A 16694-nucleotide genomic window follows, 5' to 3' on the forward strand; every position below is an offset into this window, starting at 1 on the left:
AAACTTCATAGGACGTTTACTACCAAAAAGTATTATTAGCTATATTACTTTTTTATGGAGAAATAATTGATTAAAAAACTTATCGTATGAATTGATGTATGAATAATATTTACGAAAAACTAATGTATAATAATGTGAATTGTATGTAATTTCTTAAAATTTGTGAAAATATACTTGTACTTCTTTACCAAAAGAGGGAAAGGAATTTTAATATAGAAGAAGCTACAGTAATACTAGAGTGTGTGCCAAGAACTTTGGATTTCTCTCATCTAGTTTCTATTTAATCGTTAATCACTACATAACAATGTTCTGGCTAAACCAAAAGTTTAAAGGTACAAACTTGGAGAGATTTATATAATGTTAGAAAGGTTGTGAAATGATTTGAAGTGTTATAAAGGTATGCTGTTTGATTTAGATGATACCTTACTTGATAGGGATAAGGCAGTAGCGGCATTATTTTTAATTGTTTTAGAAAAGTGTTATGAAAATGTAGATGGTGCGGCTAAAAGCAACATGTTACAGAAATTCAAAGAATACGATAAAAGAGAATATGGCATAAGTAATAAAACGACAGTTTTAGAATCATTGTTTGATGAATTCACGCCGAAGTATAGATTGCCACGCAATTATATCCAAGATTTTTGGAATAATAATTTCCCTAGATGTTTTTCAATAGACCAAAATACTATTCATTTCTTAAATCAAATAAAGAAGCACTTTAAAGTTGGAATTATAACAAATGGCTCAACTCAGAGGCAAAAAGCTAAAATATTTAACACGAATTTAAATAGGTATTTTGAAACAATCATTATTTCTGAAGAAGTGGGATTTAGTAAACCTGATAAACGTATATTCGAACTAGCGTTAAATAAGCTAAATTTACAGCCGGAAAATACTTTATTTGTTGGGGATGACTTAGAAAAGGATATTGCTGGTCCTCAAAATATAAATATAAAAGGTGTGTGGTTTAACCCTCAAAAAATCAAGAATACTACCAAAATACAACCATATGCCGAGATTAACACTTTGGATAGTTTGTTAAGTTATGTTACTCCACAATATTTTTATAACAAGTAAAAGCAATTTCATATATATATTCAAAAATATAAAAAAGAGAAACTATCATTAATTTCATTGACCGTATTAGTAATAAAGAATAGAGGCGATTTTAATAGCTGCGGCTAATTTAATCTATGATTAATACGAAGTTTTGTAAAACAATTTTACTCATACGGTGCACATTATAAAGGGGTGGGACTATGGACATAAAGAAAGTAGTAATCGATGGAATCAATATTGCGGTCATTAGAAACGATAAGGTATTAATATCGGATGTTCAGTCTGCATTAGATACTATGGCAACAGTTCAATACGAGGTAGATGCGAAGCATATTATTATCCACAAGTCATTAATAAGTGAAAGCTTCTTTGATTTAAAAACACGTCTTGCGGGTGATATCCTTCAAAAGTTTATAAACTACAAGGTAAAGATTGCTATCATTGGGGATTTCTCTATTTACACTAGTAAAAGCTTAAAAGACTTTATTTATGAATGTAATAAAGGGAATGACATTTTTTACTTAGCAACTGAGCAACAAGCAATTGAAAAACTAAGTACATTAAAGTAAAAATTATATCCTGCTAAATTCCCCCATTTCACTTAGTTCATGATTATATACGATATAGAAGAACTGATGTTTGTGGTAAACTAAGAGATGAATAAAGGGGGAGTTTTTTTGAACAATTTTAATGATACGATCCGAAATTTAAATAATATAGTTTACCAACCTAACAATTTAATGATTACGAATCTAAAAGAAGAAAAGCAAAACGCAGAATATGCAGGATGTTTATTCCACTTAAATAACAAAACCATTCGTTTTAGAAAATCAAAAGTTACTCCTAATAAAATTGGTCAATTTGTTTCTTTTTGGGAGAAAGATGACAATATGCAAAATCAAGCATTTTCTTATGACGCTGCTCCTGATTTATTAGTTATTACTTGTATAGATGATCATAAACTAGGACAATTCATTTTGCCTAAAGAGATTCTTCTTAAGGAAAAAATCTTGAGAACACAAAATCAAAAAGGCAAGATGGCTATGAGGATTTATCCTATATGGGATAAGCCTGTTAGCAATCAAGCTAAAAAGAGCCAAATGTGGCAACTTCAGTATTTTGTTGATTTAAGCGATTGTAATAATTTACCTATAGACAAACTATTAAATTTGTATTTGTAGCTTCTTATCTTTAGTGATCTTGTCGGTTAGACTTTTTGTACCGGTACAGTTACATAAAATGTACGTTGTTACAGTACCCCTTAAAACTTACAATCAGCATATATTATTTAAACTTATAAAATTTTAAGGGGTGCTAAATATGACAAGTTTACAAGATCAGCTTTTCGCAAGATTAAATCTTAAAAAACGTAATGAAGTAACGTTTGAAGAATTACCTACTATACTCTTTTCATTTGCACATACTATACCATTTGAGAATTTAGACGTTATAGCACAAAATACGAATCAAATCTCTCTGGAAAACTTACGAGAGAAAATTTTAACTAGTTCCCGTGGTGGACTTTGCTACGAATTAAACACCCTTTTTTACTATTTCTTAAAAGACTGTGGCTATGATGTACAACTGGCATTAGGTACGGTTTATAAAAATGATATAAATGCATGGGCACTTGAGGATGGCCATATAACAATTATTTTAACTTATGCTAATGTACAGTATTTAATTGATGTAGGTATAGCTTCATTAGTACCTCTTGTTCCTGTACCTTTTACTGATGAGTCTGTTTCTTCAAAGAATGGGTCGTACCGGGTGAGACGAAAAGATACGAGTAAAGGAAATTATGTTTTAGAAAGAATAGATGCTGAAGGAGAATGGAAAGTTTGTCATGCCTTTTATAAACATATTATTGATGAGATAGTAGTAAACGATGTTCAAAGAAGAGTAATAGAAGATGAGAAATCTATTTTTAATAAGGGACCAATTGCAGTGAAATTGACGGACTCTGGGCATGTCTCTTTAACGAATAATAGTGTAACTGAAATTATTTATGGAGCAAAAACTAAGCGTGAGGTTACAGAAGAGCAATATAGAGAGCTTTTATATACTTTATTTGCTATTAAGTTATGAATAATAAAGATAGCCGGTACTTAATCAGAGGCGGCTATCTTTATTATTTTTTGGTGTAAATGGTTTTCGTCTAATATGTTTCGGAAACTGCGGTATAGTTAATGTTTCCTCAGTTTCTTCATATGTATGAAAAACTGGTTCTTTTGCAGCAGAATAATATGATTTAAAGTTTGATTTTCTTAATACATATAATACACTAGAACAGTACGAAAAAGTATGTACAATGAATTTTGAATGTAAAGGAAGATTATTATGTCAGTTATTGATAAATTGAAACTTAATAAGTATACAAATATGGTCGTAATTAACGAACCAAGTAATTATGACATTTTTACAGGTAAAGAAACTGTATTCTCAAAAGAACACGATGCTATCTTTATATTTGTAGAAACGCTTGATGAAATGGTGAAACAAACGAATTTTATTATTAGTAATGAAGAATTACTAATTGAAAAAGGTTACGTGTTCTTCGCATATCCGAAAAAAGGTAATGCTCGTTATAGTACGTTTATTCACCGTGATGAGATGTTTCCGGCATTAAACGTTGGAGAAGATGGTTATGTGGGAGAAAGCAATATTAAATTTGCACGAATGGTAAGTATGGATGAAGTCTTTACTGTTGTAGGTTTAAAACGTGAAAAGAAAAAAACAATGAAAACATCTGCTATGAGTCAATGTGTTGCCGATTATGCAGATCGAATTAAAGATGTTGAAGCATTATTAACAAATCACCCGAATGAACTTAAGTTTTATCAAAGTTTAACGCCTGGATATCAGAAAGATTGGGCACGTAATCTTTTTTCTGTAAAACAAGAAAAAACACGTGAAAAACGTCTAGAGAAAATGATAGAAATCCTTTCACAAGGTTATAAAACAATTGAATTATTCCGTAAGAAGAAAAAATAATGATTAAGAAAGTCACAATGCTGCAACAATTAATTGTGATGAGTACATTGAAAAAAGCATTCCTTCCATTATACTAAGGAATGTTCTTATATTTATATAATTAGCAAAAGAGAAAAGGTGTTTGAAATGAAATCGTATATTGTAGTTGGATCTGGAATTTTAGGAGCGTCTACTGCTTATCATCTTGCTAAGGCAGGTGCGAATGTTACTATCGTGGATCGCCAACAATTAGGGCAAGCAACTGATGCAGGAGCAGGTATTGTATGTCCATGGCTATCACAGCGTCGTAATAAAGCATGGTATAAAATCGTTAAAGGCGGTGCACGTTACTATTCTTCGTTAATTCAGCAATTAGAAGAAGACGGTGAAACTGACACAGGATATAATCGTGTAGGTGCAATTAGTTTACATACTGACGAGAAAAAGTTAGATCAAATGGAAGAGCGAGCTTATAAACGACGTGAAGATGCCCCAGAGATTGGTGAAATAACTCGCTTATCAGCTGAAGAAACAAAAAAATTATTCCCAGCATTATCAGACGAATATAGTTCTGTTCATATTAGTGGTGCTGCACGAGTAAATGGAAGATTATTACGCAATGCGTTAATAAGTGCTGCGAAAAAACATGGTGCAACTTTTATAAAAGGCGATGCCATATTAGTCCGTGAAGGAAATCATATTACTGGAGTTACAGTAAACGATGAAACAATTTTAGCAGAAAAGGTTATTGTAACTGCAGGCGCATGGGCGAATGAAATCTTGAACCCATTAGGAATTAATTTCTTAGTTACATTCCAAAAAGGACAAATTGTTCATCTGCAAATTGAAAATACAGCAACAGAAAATATGCCAGTTGTTATGCCACCGAACGATCAATATATTTTAACGTTTGACAATGGGCATGTCGTAATTGGTGCAACACATGAGAATGATACTGGTTTCGATCATCGTGTAACAGCAGGTGGTTTACATGAAGTATTCCATAAGGCATTAACAGTTGCGCCTGGCTTAGAAAATGCTACAATGCTTGAAACGAGAGTTGGATTCAGACCATTTACACCAGGATTCTTACCTGTTATCGGACCGCTACCTAACTTTGAAGGAATTCTCGTTGCGAATGGATTAGGAGCTTCGGGTTTAACAGCTGGTCCATATCTAGGAGCGGAACTTGCTAAACTAGCGCTCGGACAAACGATTGAATTAGATTTAAATGATTATGATGTTGCTGGCGCAATTGAATAATATAGGGTACTGCTAACATTTAGGAAAAACCATGCTAAACAAATTCGACAAGAAATAAACAGTTTTTCCTCTGTTAAGAGTAAGCCTGTTTATGAAAAATAAAATTATTTAAAAATAGAGGGCCGACATTATAAACCTGCATTAATAATGTAGAATTGTGATGTCGGCTCTTTATTCATATTGCTTTAAAACTTATTTTCGAGAGGAGGTTAAGTAATGAGAGCGCCATATCAAGTATTGATATTTCCTTATATAAAAACTGTCGATTCTATTCAATATGCCATTTTTAACCGAAGTGATTATGGTTATTGGCAAGGAATAGCTGGTGGCGGAGAAGACGGTGAGATTCCTATTGAATCAGCAAAACGGGAAGCATTTGAAGAGGCTGGTATTACAAGAGAATGTCCATATATACAATTAGATTCTGTGTCTTCACTATCAGTAGAAGATGTAGTTGGAGGATTCCTTTGGGGAGAAGAGGTTTATGTAATAAAAGAATTTTCTTTTGGAGTTAAAGTCCCTACAAAAAACATATCATTATCTAAAGAACACTTCAATTATAAATGGTTATGCTTCGAGGAAGCAGTAACGTTTTTGAAATGGGATAGCAACAAAACAGCATTGTGGGAATTAAACAAAAGACTATTAAAACAATAAAAGTTTTAGCTAACAAAGATAGTATTGGAACAAGAATGGAACCATTAACAAACCTTTGCTACACTTCTAAACAGTGTTTTAGATTATAAAATAGAGTAATATAGATTTGGCATGGGTAATGAACTAAGAGAACTTGCACTAAGAAAAGCCCTATACAGTTGCCTGTGAAAAAATGAAAATAGTTAGAAATATTTTTATGTTGTACAGTTTTTGGCTATGAATAGCGGAATAAATATTAAGTATTCAACAGTTCAAATAGAACGAGTCATCTTTTTATTTTAAGAAGAAAGATGACTCGTTTTATGCTAAAATTCGCTTAGTGTATATTTTCGTTAAAATGTGGGTGGGCCCCTTTTAGCAAAACCGGAGTGGGAATGATGAGTATAAATAGTTTTGTGGGATTAATAAAGGACGAATTATTAAAAGAGGTAAGCATACGAAGTGAGGATGAATTCGAGCCTGTAGTAGTTAAAGATATTCCTAGACTTTGGAAGTGTTTAGGGACAGGTAATTATGCCGCAGTATTCATGCACAGAGAATACAAAGATTGGGTAGTGAAAGTTTACGTGCGAGAAGGAGAAGGAATTGAAAAAGAGTCAGAAGCATACCGAAGAATTGGAAATCATCCTTCTTATTCAAAGCTTATATATAAAGGAGAAAATTTCATAGTATTGAAACGTTTAAAAGAAATTACTTTATACGATGCTATTCATAAGGGGATTAAAATTCCTAAGCAGGTAATACTTGATATCAATGAGGCTTTGGAGTATGCGAGGGAACAAGGGTTAACTCCTTGTGATGTTCACGGGAAAAATGTGATGATGGAAAAAGGAAGGGGATATGTGGTCGATGTATCTGATTTCTTAAAAACAAAAGAAGATAGTAAGTGGAGAGACCTAGAAAAGGCATATTTCACCTTTTATTTTCCTTTCATTTATAAATTGCCTTTCCCCGTTAAAATACCGTATTTTATGTTAAACATTGTTAGACGTTCGTACAGAAAATATAAGAAGCTTAAAAAGAAATTCAAATTATAAAAGGACCACATATGTTCCCAAAAACGAGTTGAATTCACATAAATTACTGTAGAAAAATTTAAATTTTTGTTTAGGGGCTACTTCAAGACCTTAGCTTGCTGGGTATATGGTGCTACCCCATTACTATCAACTTAAGAATTGATAGTAATGGGGTATTTAATTTCTTATCTTGATGAGTATGGGATACTGCCAGCATTTCTTCTATCTTCTATATTCTTGTTGTAGGGTGTTATAAAATTCTTAAGTTAATAGGCCTTGAGTGGCATACAATAGCAGAATTAACGAGTAAATGTAACAATCTCATCAACAGCTTTGATATAACCACCTGCCTCACGGAATGATTGACTAATTTTTTTGGCATTCTCTTTGTAAATCGAATGCTGCAACACTTCATTAACGGCATGTTTTAAATCCTCAGCCAATAATTGCTGGATATTTAACATAAATCCTGCGCCATAAAGTGATTCACTTGTGCTATTCATTCCACAATGACTAATAAATACATCCGCTTGGCGCAGTATATCTAATTGTGGAAGATAATTACCAACAATAAAATTATCAGGTATATCTCCTAGCTGCTCCACTGTTAATTGTTTGCCTATACTAAGCTTTCGCATTGAGATCTTTTAAACCGACGAAACATTTTTGATAGAATTCAGGCTGATTATTAATTATGGTTCCCATAGAAATATGCAACCCATTTTCCAGGTAAAGACTGTGCATCATAGAGGATGTAATCGTATGTTTCTTTGGAGGTTTCTTCAAAAATGGAATCAGTAATTCTTTCCATAGCATGAAGGAAGTGTAATAAGTACTCTTGAGGATGGGAAGTCATAAGATTCATAGTTTCCGAAAGCTCTCTTTGTGCCTCTTGATTGATGGGACGGAATTGTGCACCTGCTTTTTTGATTTTTTCTTCAAAATCATTTGATGAATAATAGACAATGTTGTCTCCACGTTGTACTAAATCATGTACTAATCCTAATGTTGGATTTAAGTGTCCTTCTCCACCTATATTGATGTAAAGTGCTTTTTTCATCTTTATCCCCTCCAGTAAATTTGATATCGTAAAATGTAAACGATTTTTTATTTTGTTTGAATTATAACGAACGAAGTGAATAAATGTCTATTTTAATTTTTGAATATTCTTAATTTTTAGAGGGTATTTTATTTAGATAACTTGATGGATGTGGCGAGACCCCACATCCATCAAGTTAAGAAAAAGAAACACCCCAAAAACAAAAAAATGAGATGACTTCTCAAAGTAACTAACTGTAGAGAAAGAAAAATTTCATTTAGTGGGTACTTCAAAACCTTAGCTTAATGGCGATGGGTTCACCATATCAAAACAAGAAAATTGTGCGTATAGACATATTTTTCAACCGCTTCCTGTACGTTAAGGGAATCGTTATTTTTTTACAGTTTTTTTATTATGGAATTCAAAATAACTAATTATAATAGGTGAAAAAACAATCAATAGTTGGGTTACGGAAAGGATTCGAATTTACATTCTTTCTCAATACATATTATGGATAAATAAAGTAAAATATGGGTTAGGGTTATGTCTCATGTTGTGTTAATCCTAACAATAACTAAGGGTACATAATATGCTTTCATACCTTTGAATAATTTTGTTATAGAAGGGATGGAGATTTAAATGGCTCAAATTGTTGGTATTGATAGATACCTTTGTACTGGGGCTTTAATCTATATGCGTGAGGGCCTTTCCCTAAGTCTTGTTAGGAAGTAAGGAACAGCAAGCAAACACTTATACAATATGAATAGAGGAGAGGAATGCCTTATGAAAATACGTAGTCAAATTACATGTGCAAGTTTGGCCCTTTTAATAGTTGGAAGTTCCCTGTTATATACAACACCAACCTCAATTATAAAAGCAGAGCCCACTCAAAATGTATCTAGTTCGTTACAAACAAATACGCAACGAGATCATACTTCCGTCAAGCAAGCAATGCGGGATACATTGCAACTTGGATACCCGGGGATACTTGCTAAAACTTCTGAGGGTGGAAAAACGTGGGGGTATGCCGCTGGAATAGCGGATCTGAGAACCAAGAAACCAATGAAAACAGATTTTCGCTTTCGCATTGGGAGTGTGACGAAGACGTTCACCGCAACAGTTGTACTTCAATTAGCTGGAGAGAATCGCCTGAAGCTAAACGACTACATCGAAGACTGGTTGCCTGGTGTCATTCAAGGAAATGGATATGATGGTAACAAGATTACTATCCGGCACATATTGAACCATACAAGTGGTATCGCTGAATACTCAAGGTCAAAAGACGCTGATTTTACGGATACAAAAAAATCGTATACGGCTGAAGAGTTAGTGAAGATGGGGGTTTCTCTGCCTCCAGACTTTGCTCCAGGAAAGGGCTGGTCTTATTCAAACACAGGATACGTATTACTGGGCATTCTTATTGAAAAAGTAACTGGAAACAGCTATGCGGAAGAGGTTGAAAATCGAATTATTGAACCACTTGAATTGTCGAATACATTCCTACCAGGCAACTCAAGTGTTATTCCAGGCACTAACCATGCCCGTGGATATGTCCAACCAGACGGAGCAAGTGAGCTAAAAGACGTTACTTATTATAACCCAAGTGCAGGTAGCTCTGCTGGAGATATGATTTCTACTGCTGACGACTTAAACAAATTCTTCTCTTACTTGCTCGGTGGCAAATTACTGAAGGAACAGCAACTAAAACAAATGCTTACTACAGTTCCTACAGGAAAAGAAGGAATCGATGGATATGGTCTTGGAATCTATGAAACTAAGCTGCCAAGCGGTGTCTCGATATGGGGACACTCAGGTGGCATTCTAGGGTTTACAACTCTAGTTGGAGGTACACTTGGAGGCAATCATACGTTGGTCGTCAATTGGAATAGTTTGGGTAGAACTGGCAGTCCTAATCCTTTTAAAAATATTTTACTTGCTGAATTTAGCAAGTAGGAAAAAAGGAAAAATTTATCGTAGTTTTCATAGTTGAAAATGTACTTTTCTGGTTCAAAAGCCCCAACTTATTTTCAAGAAAACTTTGGGGCTTTTTTTGTTTTGGTGGCGTTTATTCTTAAGTTGATGGATGTGTGGTGCTACCCCAAAATAAAAAGATTAGGAGTGAATCCTAATCTTTTTATTTATACATATTTTTGGTTGTTATATCACTATCAATTCCAAAACGGGATATTTTGAATAAATGAAACCGTCAAAATTAGTGTTGATGCGGAACCAGCAGTTACTAAAGTTACTATTTTTCGTCCATTCTGTTCTTTTGAAGGTTTTATAAGTTCTGTAATTAACACAATCCATATTATGATAGAGACTATTGAAATAATATTTATAGACATATGTATCACATCCCTTCTTGTTTTTACATAAATATTTCTTCTTTTATAAAATAAAAGCAATTTAACAAGAAAACATGTACCTCATTAAAAATCAATATTTCCCTGTTAAACCACCTTTTTTAAATAGAAATACGACTGATAAAACGATAACAACAGCCTTCAAACTTCCCCAATATGGATAAATAGTATGATCTGTTAGACTAGCATATTGAAAAATATTCTCTAAACCGAAAATTCCTATCATGACTGCTAAAATAAATGAAGCTGATCCATACGTTCCGTTATGATAGAGGGTAAATAAGTATATTGCACATATAAGTGGTACGATGATTTGTAATAAGAGTGTCATAATTAGTCCCCCCAGTATATTGATACTTATATTATATACAAAATTGTAATAAAAAGGAATGCGACTTATTTAATACTAACAGAACTACTCTAATCATATTCTTCTATAAAAAAGAAGAAAAAGGGGTGTACAGTTAATTGACAAAAGTTAAAGTTAATTTACGACCCATTGTTCATAACGTAAATTTACCAACCGTATTGAAAACAACGATACTTCCAGGTGAATCGACCGAAAGACTATTTATCGCAACTCAATTAGGAGAGATTTTTTACATAGGGGACGGAGTTATAAAGAAATTTTTAGATATGCGTCACCTAATTATTAAATTAGGTACATCTGAAGAAGGTGTTTCTAGTAGCGGTTATGATGAACGAGGATTACTAGGACTTGCATTTCATCCACAATTTTATCAAAACGGTTTATTTTATCTTCATTATTCAGTAGCCGGAACTCAAGGTCCAGGTGCACTTTCTGAACAATTTAAACCGAATCCTTGTGACCCTAAAACGTTAAATTTAAAGTGGGTTAATAGAAATACGCAATATGATCACATTGATACAGTGGAAGAATGGACTTTACAATCTAACGGCCAAGCTCAAAAGCGACGAACATTACTGAATGTAAGAAGACCATTTTTTAATCATAACGGAGTCAATAGTTTAAACTTTTCACCTGAGACTGGAAAACTTGTTTTTACAAATGGAGATGGCGGATCAGGTTATGATCCATTTAATTTAAGCCAAGATGATTTAGAAATAGCAGGAAAAATAATTGAAATCGATGTAAATAAAAATACATTTATAAATAACCCTCCTGTAGTTACACGCTTTAATGACCTTCCTTTATCTATACAAGAAACACTTACAGTAATTGCAAAAGGAGTACGTAATATAACCGGCATTTCATTTCAAAGGTTTTATAATCAATATATCAAATACACCGGAAATGTCGGACAGGATATTGTAGAGTCTATTTTTTCATTTGTTCAATATAAACCTATACCAGTTACAGAACTTGTTCAAATGCATTTTATGAGGTTAACTCCCAATCAAGATGGTTTTATCAATTTTGGGTGGCGAGGATGGGAAGGGGATTTACCTACTTCTTTTATACGACATTGTTCCGAAAATCAGACTTTGGATGAGAGAACAATAGTTTATTATGATGAAACAATACAAACTTCAGTGAAGCGTATTCTGCCTCTACTTAGTTATTTTCATAAAGATTTTAGAACCGATAAGTTTGGAGGAACTTCACTTACAGGAGTTCAGCCATATATGGGAAATGCAATTTCAAATTTAACGGGTAGCGTTGTTTTTACCGACCTTGCTAAGAAAGAAGATTCTCGACCGCCAGTTAAGGGTGTTTTAGCTTATACTAGAGCCGGTACAGACGGTAAACATGCTGACTTTCATGCTATTGAAACCAATTATGATTTTGGTACGCAAGCAGCTTATTATATGAGTTTAGGAACAAATTCGGCTCAAACTAGGTTATATTTAGGAGTTTACGGTTCTATGAAAGTAACTGATTTTAACAAAGGTACCATTTTTGAAATTATTCCTTGATACGATACAAATGCTCAGTCTAAAAACATAAGGAATTTATTCTGTTTCCAAAACGCAAGACTTAACTTGTCCCCCTAAAAATCTTCAATGTATTAGCATCTATTAACTTGGAGAAAGTAACTCATAAACCATATGTGTACGAATAATATAGAAAGTAATGAATGAGGTATCTTTAGGGGGTATTTTAATGAATCGTTTTGTACGTTATTGGTATCAACTGATGATAGAGCATGATATAAGCTTTGTTCATAAAAGAAACTTGTCCCTTGCGAATAAGTTAGTACTTACAGCTTTGATGAGTGCATTGGCCACCATGTTTCAAGCAGCGGGGAACTTAATTCCTGGTATAGGTTTGCTCATTAGTCCATTTTCGACATTGCCGATTTTTTTTGCTATTCTCTATTCTATTCGTGAGGGAATACTTTCTTATATTCTTACTATTTTTCTATTATTTATTATTGAGCCAAGTGAACTAATTGTCTTTCCTTTTACTACAGGCTTATTAGGTCTAGCCTTAGGACTAGCCTTTTTAAAATTCAAGAGGAGAATTTGGATTGTTTCCTTTTCAGCGACTTGTCTACTTATAGGGATTATGATCGTTCTCGATGTTTTCCGGTACTTGGTCCTACTGTTCATACAACTATGGACATAAAAATTATTTTATCAATATTTATACTGAGCTTTCTATACTGCTGGATTTATGCAGGTTTTTGCAGAATAATGATGAATAGATTATGTAAAGTGTTGTATTGACAATGGCATAATGAAGATTGGAGAATGCATTCATGACTAACGTTGCAGTTAGAAGACCAAATTTGAATGATGTAGATGAACTATATTTATTTTTCCGGATAGTTATTACGAATACATACAAAAATGAAGGATTGTCACAATTATTGGATGACATAGAAAATGAAATTAACTCAAAAAAGCAGTATTTGAAAAGTGATTTTGATAGTAACGGAGAAAGTCGTTACTTTTTATTAGCAATTGATACAAGTAACGATAAAATCATTGGAACAATCGAAATTGGTCCAGCAAGTACATTGATTAATAGTTGTACAGGTGGTGTACTTAAAAATTTGTATGAAATAGGAACTGTATTCATACTTCCGGAGTATCAAAGAAAGGGAATAGGGAGTTTATTACTACATACAATGTTTCTTACATTACTTAGCAGAGGGATAACAGAATATTGTTTAGATAGTGGATATAAAAATGCGCAAAGTATATGGACGAAAAAGTTTGGAAAACCTAGCTATGTATTGAAAGATTACTGGGGCGAATCCAGTGATCATATGATTTGGAAGAACAATTTACATGATACACCTATAATATTTGAATTATAAAATGAAATATGCCTCTGAACATAGCTTTTCTTACTTATGTATGCTATTATTTATCTTTATAATAAAAGAGGACGTGAATGAACTTGATTAAAATTAGTATCCCTGAAGTTGATGTTACAATTACTGAACGTAAACAAGTTATTAAAGGAGACGAGCCAATCATTACTCCAATTAATGGATTTATCGATTTTCACTTGTTCCCTAGAGATAAAGGCGGCATTTTTATGTTTTACAATATTAATGACGAACTTCTTTTCGTAGGTAAAGCTCGTAAAATTAGACAACGTATTAAGAAGCATTTTGAAGATAATGTTTCACCAATTAAAAATCACCGTGATGAAGTATACCGCATTGATGCATGTATCGTAGAAGATCCAACAGAAAGAGAAATTTACGAAACATATATCATTAATGAATATAAAGCGAAATATAACGTTGATAAAGTATTCTACAAATAATGAACATTAATAAAAAACAATCCTAGCTAATATGCCAGGATTGTTTTTTATTTAGATTTATTCTTCATATCTTTCTCCTTTTTTCAAATGATTAGCCACAATAAAACAGAATATCCCTATAAATATAAGTACAATACCAAGCGTTTTATGTTTTCCCTCAAAGAAAGGAATATCTGAAATAACATTTGTCATACATAGTCCTAAAAATACAAGGATAGGGCCTACCCAAAGTAATACATTACCAAATTTTGTGTGCTTCCACATAATAACCCTCCTTAATTCTCTTTACATATATATCCATAAATTAAAAGTAAATTCATAGAGAAATATAGTTTTTTTCATATCGAAAATTTAACCCTCATATATTGGTACAAGCAAAAGAGAAAGGAGACCATCATGAATTGGTTAGAAGCTTTCATATTAGGTATAATTCAAGGTTTAACAGAATTTTTACCAATCAGTAGTACCGGACATCTTTATTTAGGAAGGCATTTATTTCAATTAGATAAAGCAGGCTTATTTTTAGATACGATGTTGCATATTGGGACTTTACTTGCAGTGTTTATTTATTACAAAAAAGAATTTATATATTTAATTAAAAACCCATTTTCAAAGCTCATGTTATTACTTATTGTTGGGACGATACCTGCAGTTGTTATTGGTTTATTGTTTAAAGACTTCTTTGAAGATATTTCAAAAACAGGAATCACGATCGGTTGGGAGTTTTTAGTGACCGGATTCTTTCTCTACATGGCAGATAAACAAAAGAATGGTCGTAAAAAAATGGATGACATCACATATAAAGACGCATTAATTATCGGTTCATTTCAAGCGGCTGCTATTTTCCCAGCGATTTCTCGTTCTGGTATGACAATCGTCGCTGCATTATGGAGGCAGTTAGACCGTGAAACTGCTGCTTACTTTTCTTTTTTATTATCAACGCCAGCCATTGTCGGAGCCATTATTTTGCAATTTGTAGACGTTTTTCAAGGGAAAGCAGAATCTATTTCTAGTACATCTTTAATTGTCGGAACGTTATCAGCAGCGTTTTTTGGATACATAGCCGTTTCATGGATGATTCAATATTTAAAACGTCAATCCTTAAAAGTATTCGCGTATTACGTATGGGGATTAGGTATTTTAATTTTAATGTTGCAATTTACTGATGTATTTTAAGTATAATGATAAAGAAGTTAATTAGTTTAAGATCCTGTTTCATTCATACAAGGCAGGATCTCTTTTTATTAAGGGGGAAAATATGTTTAATACGGCTATCGTTATTGGTGGAAGTGTGGCAGGAAAGTTTGCAGCAAAAGCATTATCAACTTCTTTTAAAGAAGTAATCATTATAGAAGCTGGTGAAAGATGGGATGGAAAGTCTTCGAGAAAAAGAGTTCCACAAAGTAATCATCCTCACGTGTTATTAAAAGGTGGAGAAAACGCAATTGAAGAATTGTTTCCTAATATTACGAACGAATTAATAGAAGCGGGTAGTATTATAAACAACTTTACGCGTGATTTGAAATGGCATCAATTCGGTCTATGGAAACAACCGTTCATAGGGGAAGTACATATGATTCAACAAAGTCGTCCTTTGCTAGAATGGCATATTCAAAAATGAATACATCAAATTTCAAATATTACTATTAAATATGAAACATTGGTTAAAGGGTTATTGGTAGATGCAAAGCTTAACAAAGTGTGTGGAGTAAAAGTTAAATATTTAGAGACAGACACACAAGAAGAAGTTCATGCAGATCTTGTAGTTGATGCGAGTGGATTTGGCTCAAAAAGTATAGAATGGCTACGAGAATACGAAATTGAAGTAAAAGAAGAGAAAGTTCGTATTGATTTATTTTACGCAACGAAAATGTTCAAACTTAAAGAAAATGAGGAGTTAGACTGTTGTAATATGCTAATGTCTCCGAGTTTCCCTGATAACCCTTATGGCGTTCTTATTCAAACGATAGAAGATAATCGTTATTTTGTTACTTTCAGTGGATACGCAAATGAGAAAGCACCACAAACAGATGATGAGTTTTATGATTTTGCTGAAAACCTATCAATTTCTAATGTTACAGACTTCCTAAACAAGGCTGAGGGAATTACTGATATAAAGACATACAAAATTCCTTATCAAGTACGCCGGCGATTTGATTTAGTGAATAATGTACCAGAAGGCTTATTAGTTGTTGGAGATGCGCAATGTCGTTTTGATCCCGTTTTCGGCCAAGGCGTATCAGTTGCTGCTATGGAGGCTCACCAGTTGCAATTACTTCTGCAAGGCAGAAAACAGCTTGATAAAACATTTACACAACAATTTTATAAAAAGACAGCTAATATAATAGAAACCCCTTGGGATATGACAACGACAGAAATATCACGTCACCCGCAGCTAAAGAGAGAATTAACTACAAAACAAAAATTTCAGCTATGGTATATGAAACAAATATATCGACTATCCGCAAGTAATTCTGATGTTTATATTCGATTAGTACGAGTGATGAATTTAATTCGTAGTCCATTTCATCTTTTTCATCCGAAAGTGCTACTATCTGTATTGCTTAATCGAAAGAAATAGCAGGAATATAATTGATTAAAAAAGAATGTATAAC

At 33.0% G+C, this 16694-nt stretch carries 18 protein-coding genes and 2 pseudogenes; 15 read left to right on the forward strand and 5 right to left on the reverse strand.

The genetic code is table 11. The annotated features are described in order from the left end of the window. The first annotated feature begins 399 nt into the window (after nt 1-399). The 8 genes from ASE54_RS13445 to ASE54_RS13480 all read left to right on the forward strand — a co-directional run bounded on the left by ASE54_RS13445 (nt 400) and on the right by ASE54_RS13480 (nt 6989). Nucleotides 400-1077: an HAD-IA family hydrolase gene (locus ASE54_RS13445; RefSeq protein WP_000895696.1), complete on the forward strand. Its 678-nt coding sequence runs from the start codon at nt 400-402 to the stop codon at nt 1075-1077. A 182-nt stretch (nt 1078-1259) separates the two neighbouring features. Next, nucleotides 1260-1628, forward strand: a complete 369-nt coding sequence (locus tag ASE54_RS13450) for a DUF4180 domain-containing protein (protein WP_000351862.1) — start codon at nt 1260-1262, stop codon at nt 1626-1628. Nucleotides 1629-1736: 108 nt separating this feature from the next. Further along, nucleotides 1737-2240, forward strand: a complete 504-nt coding sequence (locus ASE54_RS13455; RefSeq protein WP_001058784.1) for a mep operon protein MepB — start codon at nt 1737-1739, stop codon at nt 2238-2240. Between the two features lie 139 nt (nt 2241-2379). Then, entirely contained in the window at nt 2380-3147 is a 768-nt protein-coding gene (locus ASE54_RS13460) for an arylamine N-acetyltransferase (protein WP_000202738.1), read from the forward strand. 252 nt (nt 3148-3399) lie between these two features. After that, entirely contained in the window at nt 3400-4053 is a 654-nt protein-coding gene (locus tag ASE54_RS13465; protein ID WP_000110860.1) for a YdeI/OmpD-associated family protein, read from the forward strand. A 126-nt stretch (nt 4054-4179) separates the two neighbouring features. Beyond that, nucleotides 4180-5295 (forward strand): FAD-binding oxidoreductase, encoded by a 1116-nt coding sequence (locus tag ASE54_RS13470; RefSeq protein WP_000844384.1) that lies wholly within the window; start codon nt 4180-4182, stop codon nt 5293-5295. A 216-nt stretch (nt 5296-5511) separates the two neighbouring features. Beyond that, complete coding sequence (locus ASE54_RS13475; RefSeq protein ID WP_001202619.1) at nt 5512-5952, forward strand: NUDIX pyrophosphatase; 441 nt, start codon at nt 5512-5514, stop codon at nt 5950-5952. Between the two features lie 377 nt (nt 5953-6329). Beyond that, the gene (locus ASE54_RS13480) at nt 6330-6989 is read left to right on the forward strand and encodes a serine/threonine protein kinase (RefSeq protein ID WP_000026523.1); all 660 of its coding nucleotides are present in this window, start codon (nt 6330-6332) and stop codon (nt 6987-6989) included. A gap of 278 nt (nt 6990-7267) precedes the next feature. Here ASE54_RS13480 and ASE54_RS36885 read toward each other — a convergent pair whose 3' ends face one another. Beyond that, complete coding sequence (locus ASE54_RS36885) at nt 7268-7606, reverse strand: glycosyl transferase (protein ID WP_003265578.1); 339 nt, start codon at nt 7604-7606, stop codon at nt 7268-7270. A 50-nt stretch (nt 7607-7656) separates the two neighbouring features. Then, on the reverse strand, nt 7657-8028 hold the full coding sequence (locus tag ASE54_RS13490; RefSeq protein ID WP_003309556.1) for a hypothetical protein: 372 nt from the start codon (nt 8026-8028) through the stop codon (nt 7657-7659). Between the two features lie 762 nt (nt 8029-8790). Between ASE54_RS13490 and ASE54_RS13495 the strand changes: the two genes are divergently transcribed. Continuing rightward, a complete protein-coding gene (locus ASE54_RS13495) occupies nt 8791-9960 on the forward strand; it encodes a serine hydrolase domain-containing protein (protein ID WP_000702513.1) in 1170 nt (389 codons plus the stop codon). A 215-nt stretch (nt 9961-10175) separates the two neighbouring features. Here the strand turns inward: ASE54_RS13495 and ASE54_RS13500 are convergent, their stop codons facing one another. Together ASE54_RS13500 and ASE54_RS13505 are read right to left on the reverse strand one after the other, a co-directional pair. Continuing rightward, nucleotides 10176-10355, reverse strand: coding sequence for a hypothetical protein (locus ASE54_RS13500; protein ID WP_000026325.1), 180 nt, complete (start codon nt 10353-10355; stop codon nt 10176-10178). A gap of 91 nt (nt 10356-10446) precedes the next feature. Beyond that, on the reverse strand, nt 10447-10704 hold the full coding sequence (locus tag ASE54_RS13505) for a hypothetical protein (protein WP_000173569.1): 258 nt from the start codon (nt 10702-10704) through the stop codon (nt 10447-10449). A gap of 137 nt (nt 10705-10841) precedes the next feature. Between ASE54_RS13505 and ASE54_RS13510 the strand changes: the two genes are divergently transcribed. The 4 genes and pseudogenes from ASE54_RS13510 (at nt 10842) to ASE54_RS13525 (ending at nt 14079) form a co-directional block, all read left to right on the forward strand. Then, nucleotides 10842-12272 carry a PQQ-dependent sugar dehydrogenase gene (locus ASE54_RS13510; RefSeq protein WP_000169959.1) on the forward strand — a complete coding sequence of 477 codons (1431 nt, stop codon included), beginning with the start codon at nt 10842-10844 and terminating at the stop codon, nt 12270-12272. 187 nt (nt 12273-12459) lie between these two features. Further along, nucleotides 12460-13025, forward strand: a pseudogene (locus ASE54_RS13515) (hypothetical protein). A gap of 32 nt (nt 13026-13057) precedes the next feature. After that, nucleotides 13058-13621 (forward strand): GNAT family N-acetyltransferase, encoded by a 564-nt coding sequence (locus tag ASE54_RS13520; protein WP_000185962.1) that lies wholly within the window; start codon nt 13058-13060, stop codon nt 13619-13621. A gap of 77 nt (nt 13622-13698) precedes the next feature. Further along, nucleotides 13699-14079 (forward strand): nucleotide excision repair endonuclease, encoded by a 381-nt coding sequence (locus tag ASE54_RS13525; protein ID WP_001048947.1) that lies wholly within the window; start codon nt 13699-13701, stop codon nt 14077-14079. Nucleotides 14080-14136: 57 nt separating this feature from the next. Here the strand turns inward: ASE54_RS13525 and ASE54_RS13530 are convergent, their stop codons facing one another. Further along, nucleotides 14137-14343 (reverse strand): hypothetical protein, encoded by a 207-nt coding sequence (locus ASE54_RS13530; RefSeq protein WP_000265474.1) that lies wholly within the window; start codon nt 14341-14343, stop codon nt 14137-14139. 132 nt (nt 14344-14475) lie between these two features. Between ASE54_RS13530 and ASE54_RS13535 the strand changes: the two genes are divergently transcribed. Together ASE54_RS13535 and ASE54_RS13540 are read left to right on the forward strand one after the other, a co-directional pair. Further along, nucleotides 14476-15255, forward strand: a complete 780-nt coding sequence (locus ASE54_RS13535) for an undecaprenyl-diphosphate phosphatase (protein WP_001104289.1) — start codon at nt 14476-14478, stop codon at nt 15253-15255. Nucleotides 15256-15337: 82 nt separating this feature from the next. Next, a pseudogene (locus ASE54_RS13540) lies at nt 15338-16660 on the forward strand (FAD/NAD(P)-binding protein). Nucleotides 16661-16694: the final 34 nt, after the last annotated feature.

Source organism: Bacillus sp. Root131, assembly GCF_001429475.1.
Taxonomy (GTDB): domain Bacteria; phylum Bacillota; class Bacilli; order Bacillales; family Bacillaceae_G; genus Bacillus_A; species Bacillus_A thuringiensis_S.

Excerpts from the sequence above, each read along its gene's own strand:
- ASE54_RS13445 (WP_000895696.1), top strand. The coding sequence starts at position 400 with ATGCTGTTTGATTTAGATGATACCTTACTTGATAGGGATAAGGCAGTA.
- ASE54_RS13450 (WP_000351862.1), top strand. The coding sequence starts at position 1,260 with ATGGACATAAAGAAAGTAGTAATCGATGGAATCAATATTGCGGTCATT.
- ASE54_RS13460 (WP_000202738.1), top strand. The coding sequence starts at position 2,380 with ATGACAAGTTTACAAGATCAGCTTTTCGCAAGATTAAATCTTAAAAAA.
- ASE54_RS13465 (WP_000110860.1), top strand. The coding sequence starts at position 3,400 with ATGTCAGTTATTGATAAATTGAAACTTAATAAGTATACAAATATGGTC.
- ASE54_RS13470 (WP_000844384.1), top strand. The coding sequence starts at position 4,180 with ATGAAATCGTATATTGTAGTTGGATCTGGAATTTTAGGAGCGTCTACT.
- ASE54_RS13475 (WP_001202619.1), top strand. The coding sequence starts at position 5,512 with ATGAGAGCGCCATATCAAGTATTGATATTTCCTTATATAAAAACTGTC.
- ASE54_RS13480 (WP_000026523.1), top strand. The coding sequence starts at position 6,330 with ATGAGTATAAATAGTTTTGTGGGATTAATAAAGGACGAATTATTAAAA.
- ASE54_RS36885 (WP_003265578.1), bottom strand. The coding sequence starts at position 7,606 with ATGCGAAAGCTTAGTATAGGCAAACAATTAACAGTGGAGCAGCTAGGA.
- ASE54_RS13490 (WP_003309556.1), bottom strand. The coding sequence starts at position 8,028 with ATGAAAAAAGCACTTTACATCAATATAGGTGGAGAAGGACACTTAAAT.
- ASE54_RS13495 (WP_000702513.1), top strand. The coding sequence starts at position 8,791 with ATGAAAATACGTAGTCAAATTACATGTGCAAGTTTGGCCCTTTTAATA.
- ASE54_RS13500 (WP_000026325.1), bottom strand. The coding sequence starts at position 10,355 with ATGTCTATAAATATTATTTCAATAGTCTCTATCATAATATGGATTGTG.
- ASE54_RS13505 (WP_000173569.1), bottom strand. The coding sequence starts at position 10,704 with ATGACACTCTTATTACAAATCATCGTACCACTTATATGTGCAATATAC.
- ASE54_RS13520 (WP_000185962.1), top strand. The coding sequence starts at position 13,058 with ATGACTAACGTTGCAGTTAGAAGACCAAATTTGAATGATGTAGATGAA.
- ASE54_RS13525 (WP_001048947.1), top strand. The coding sequence starts at position 13,699 with ATGAACTTGATTAAAATTAGTATCCCTGAAGTTGATGTTACAATTACT.
- ASE54_RS13530 (WP_000265474.1), bottom strand. The coding sequence starts at position 14,343 with ATGTGGAAGCACACAAAATTTGGTAATGTATTACTTTGGGTAGGCCCT.
- ASE54_RS13535 (WP_001104289.1), top strand. The coding sequence starts at position 14,476 with ATGAATTGGTTAGAAGCTTTCATATTAGGTATAATTCAAGGTTTAACA.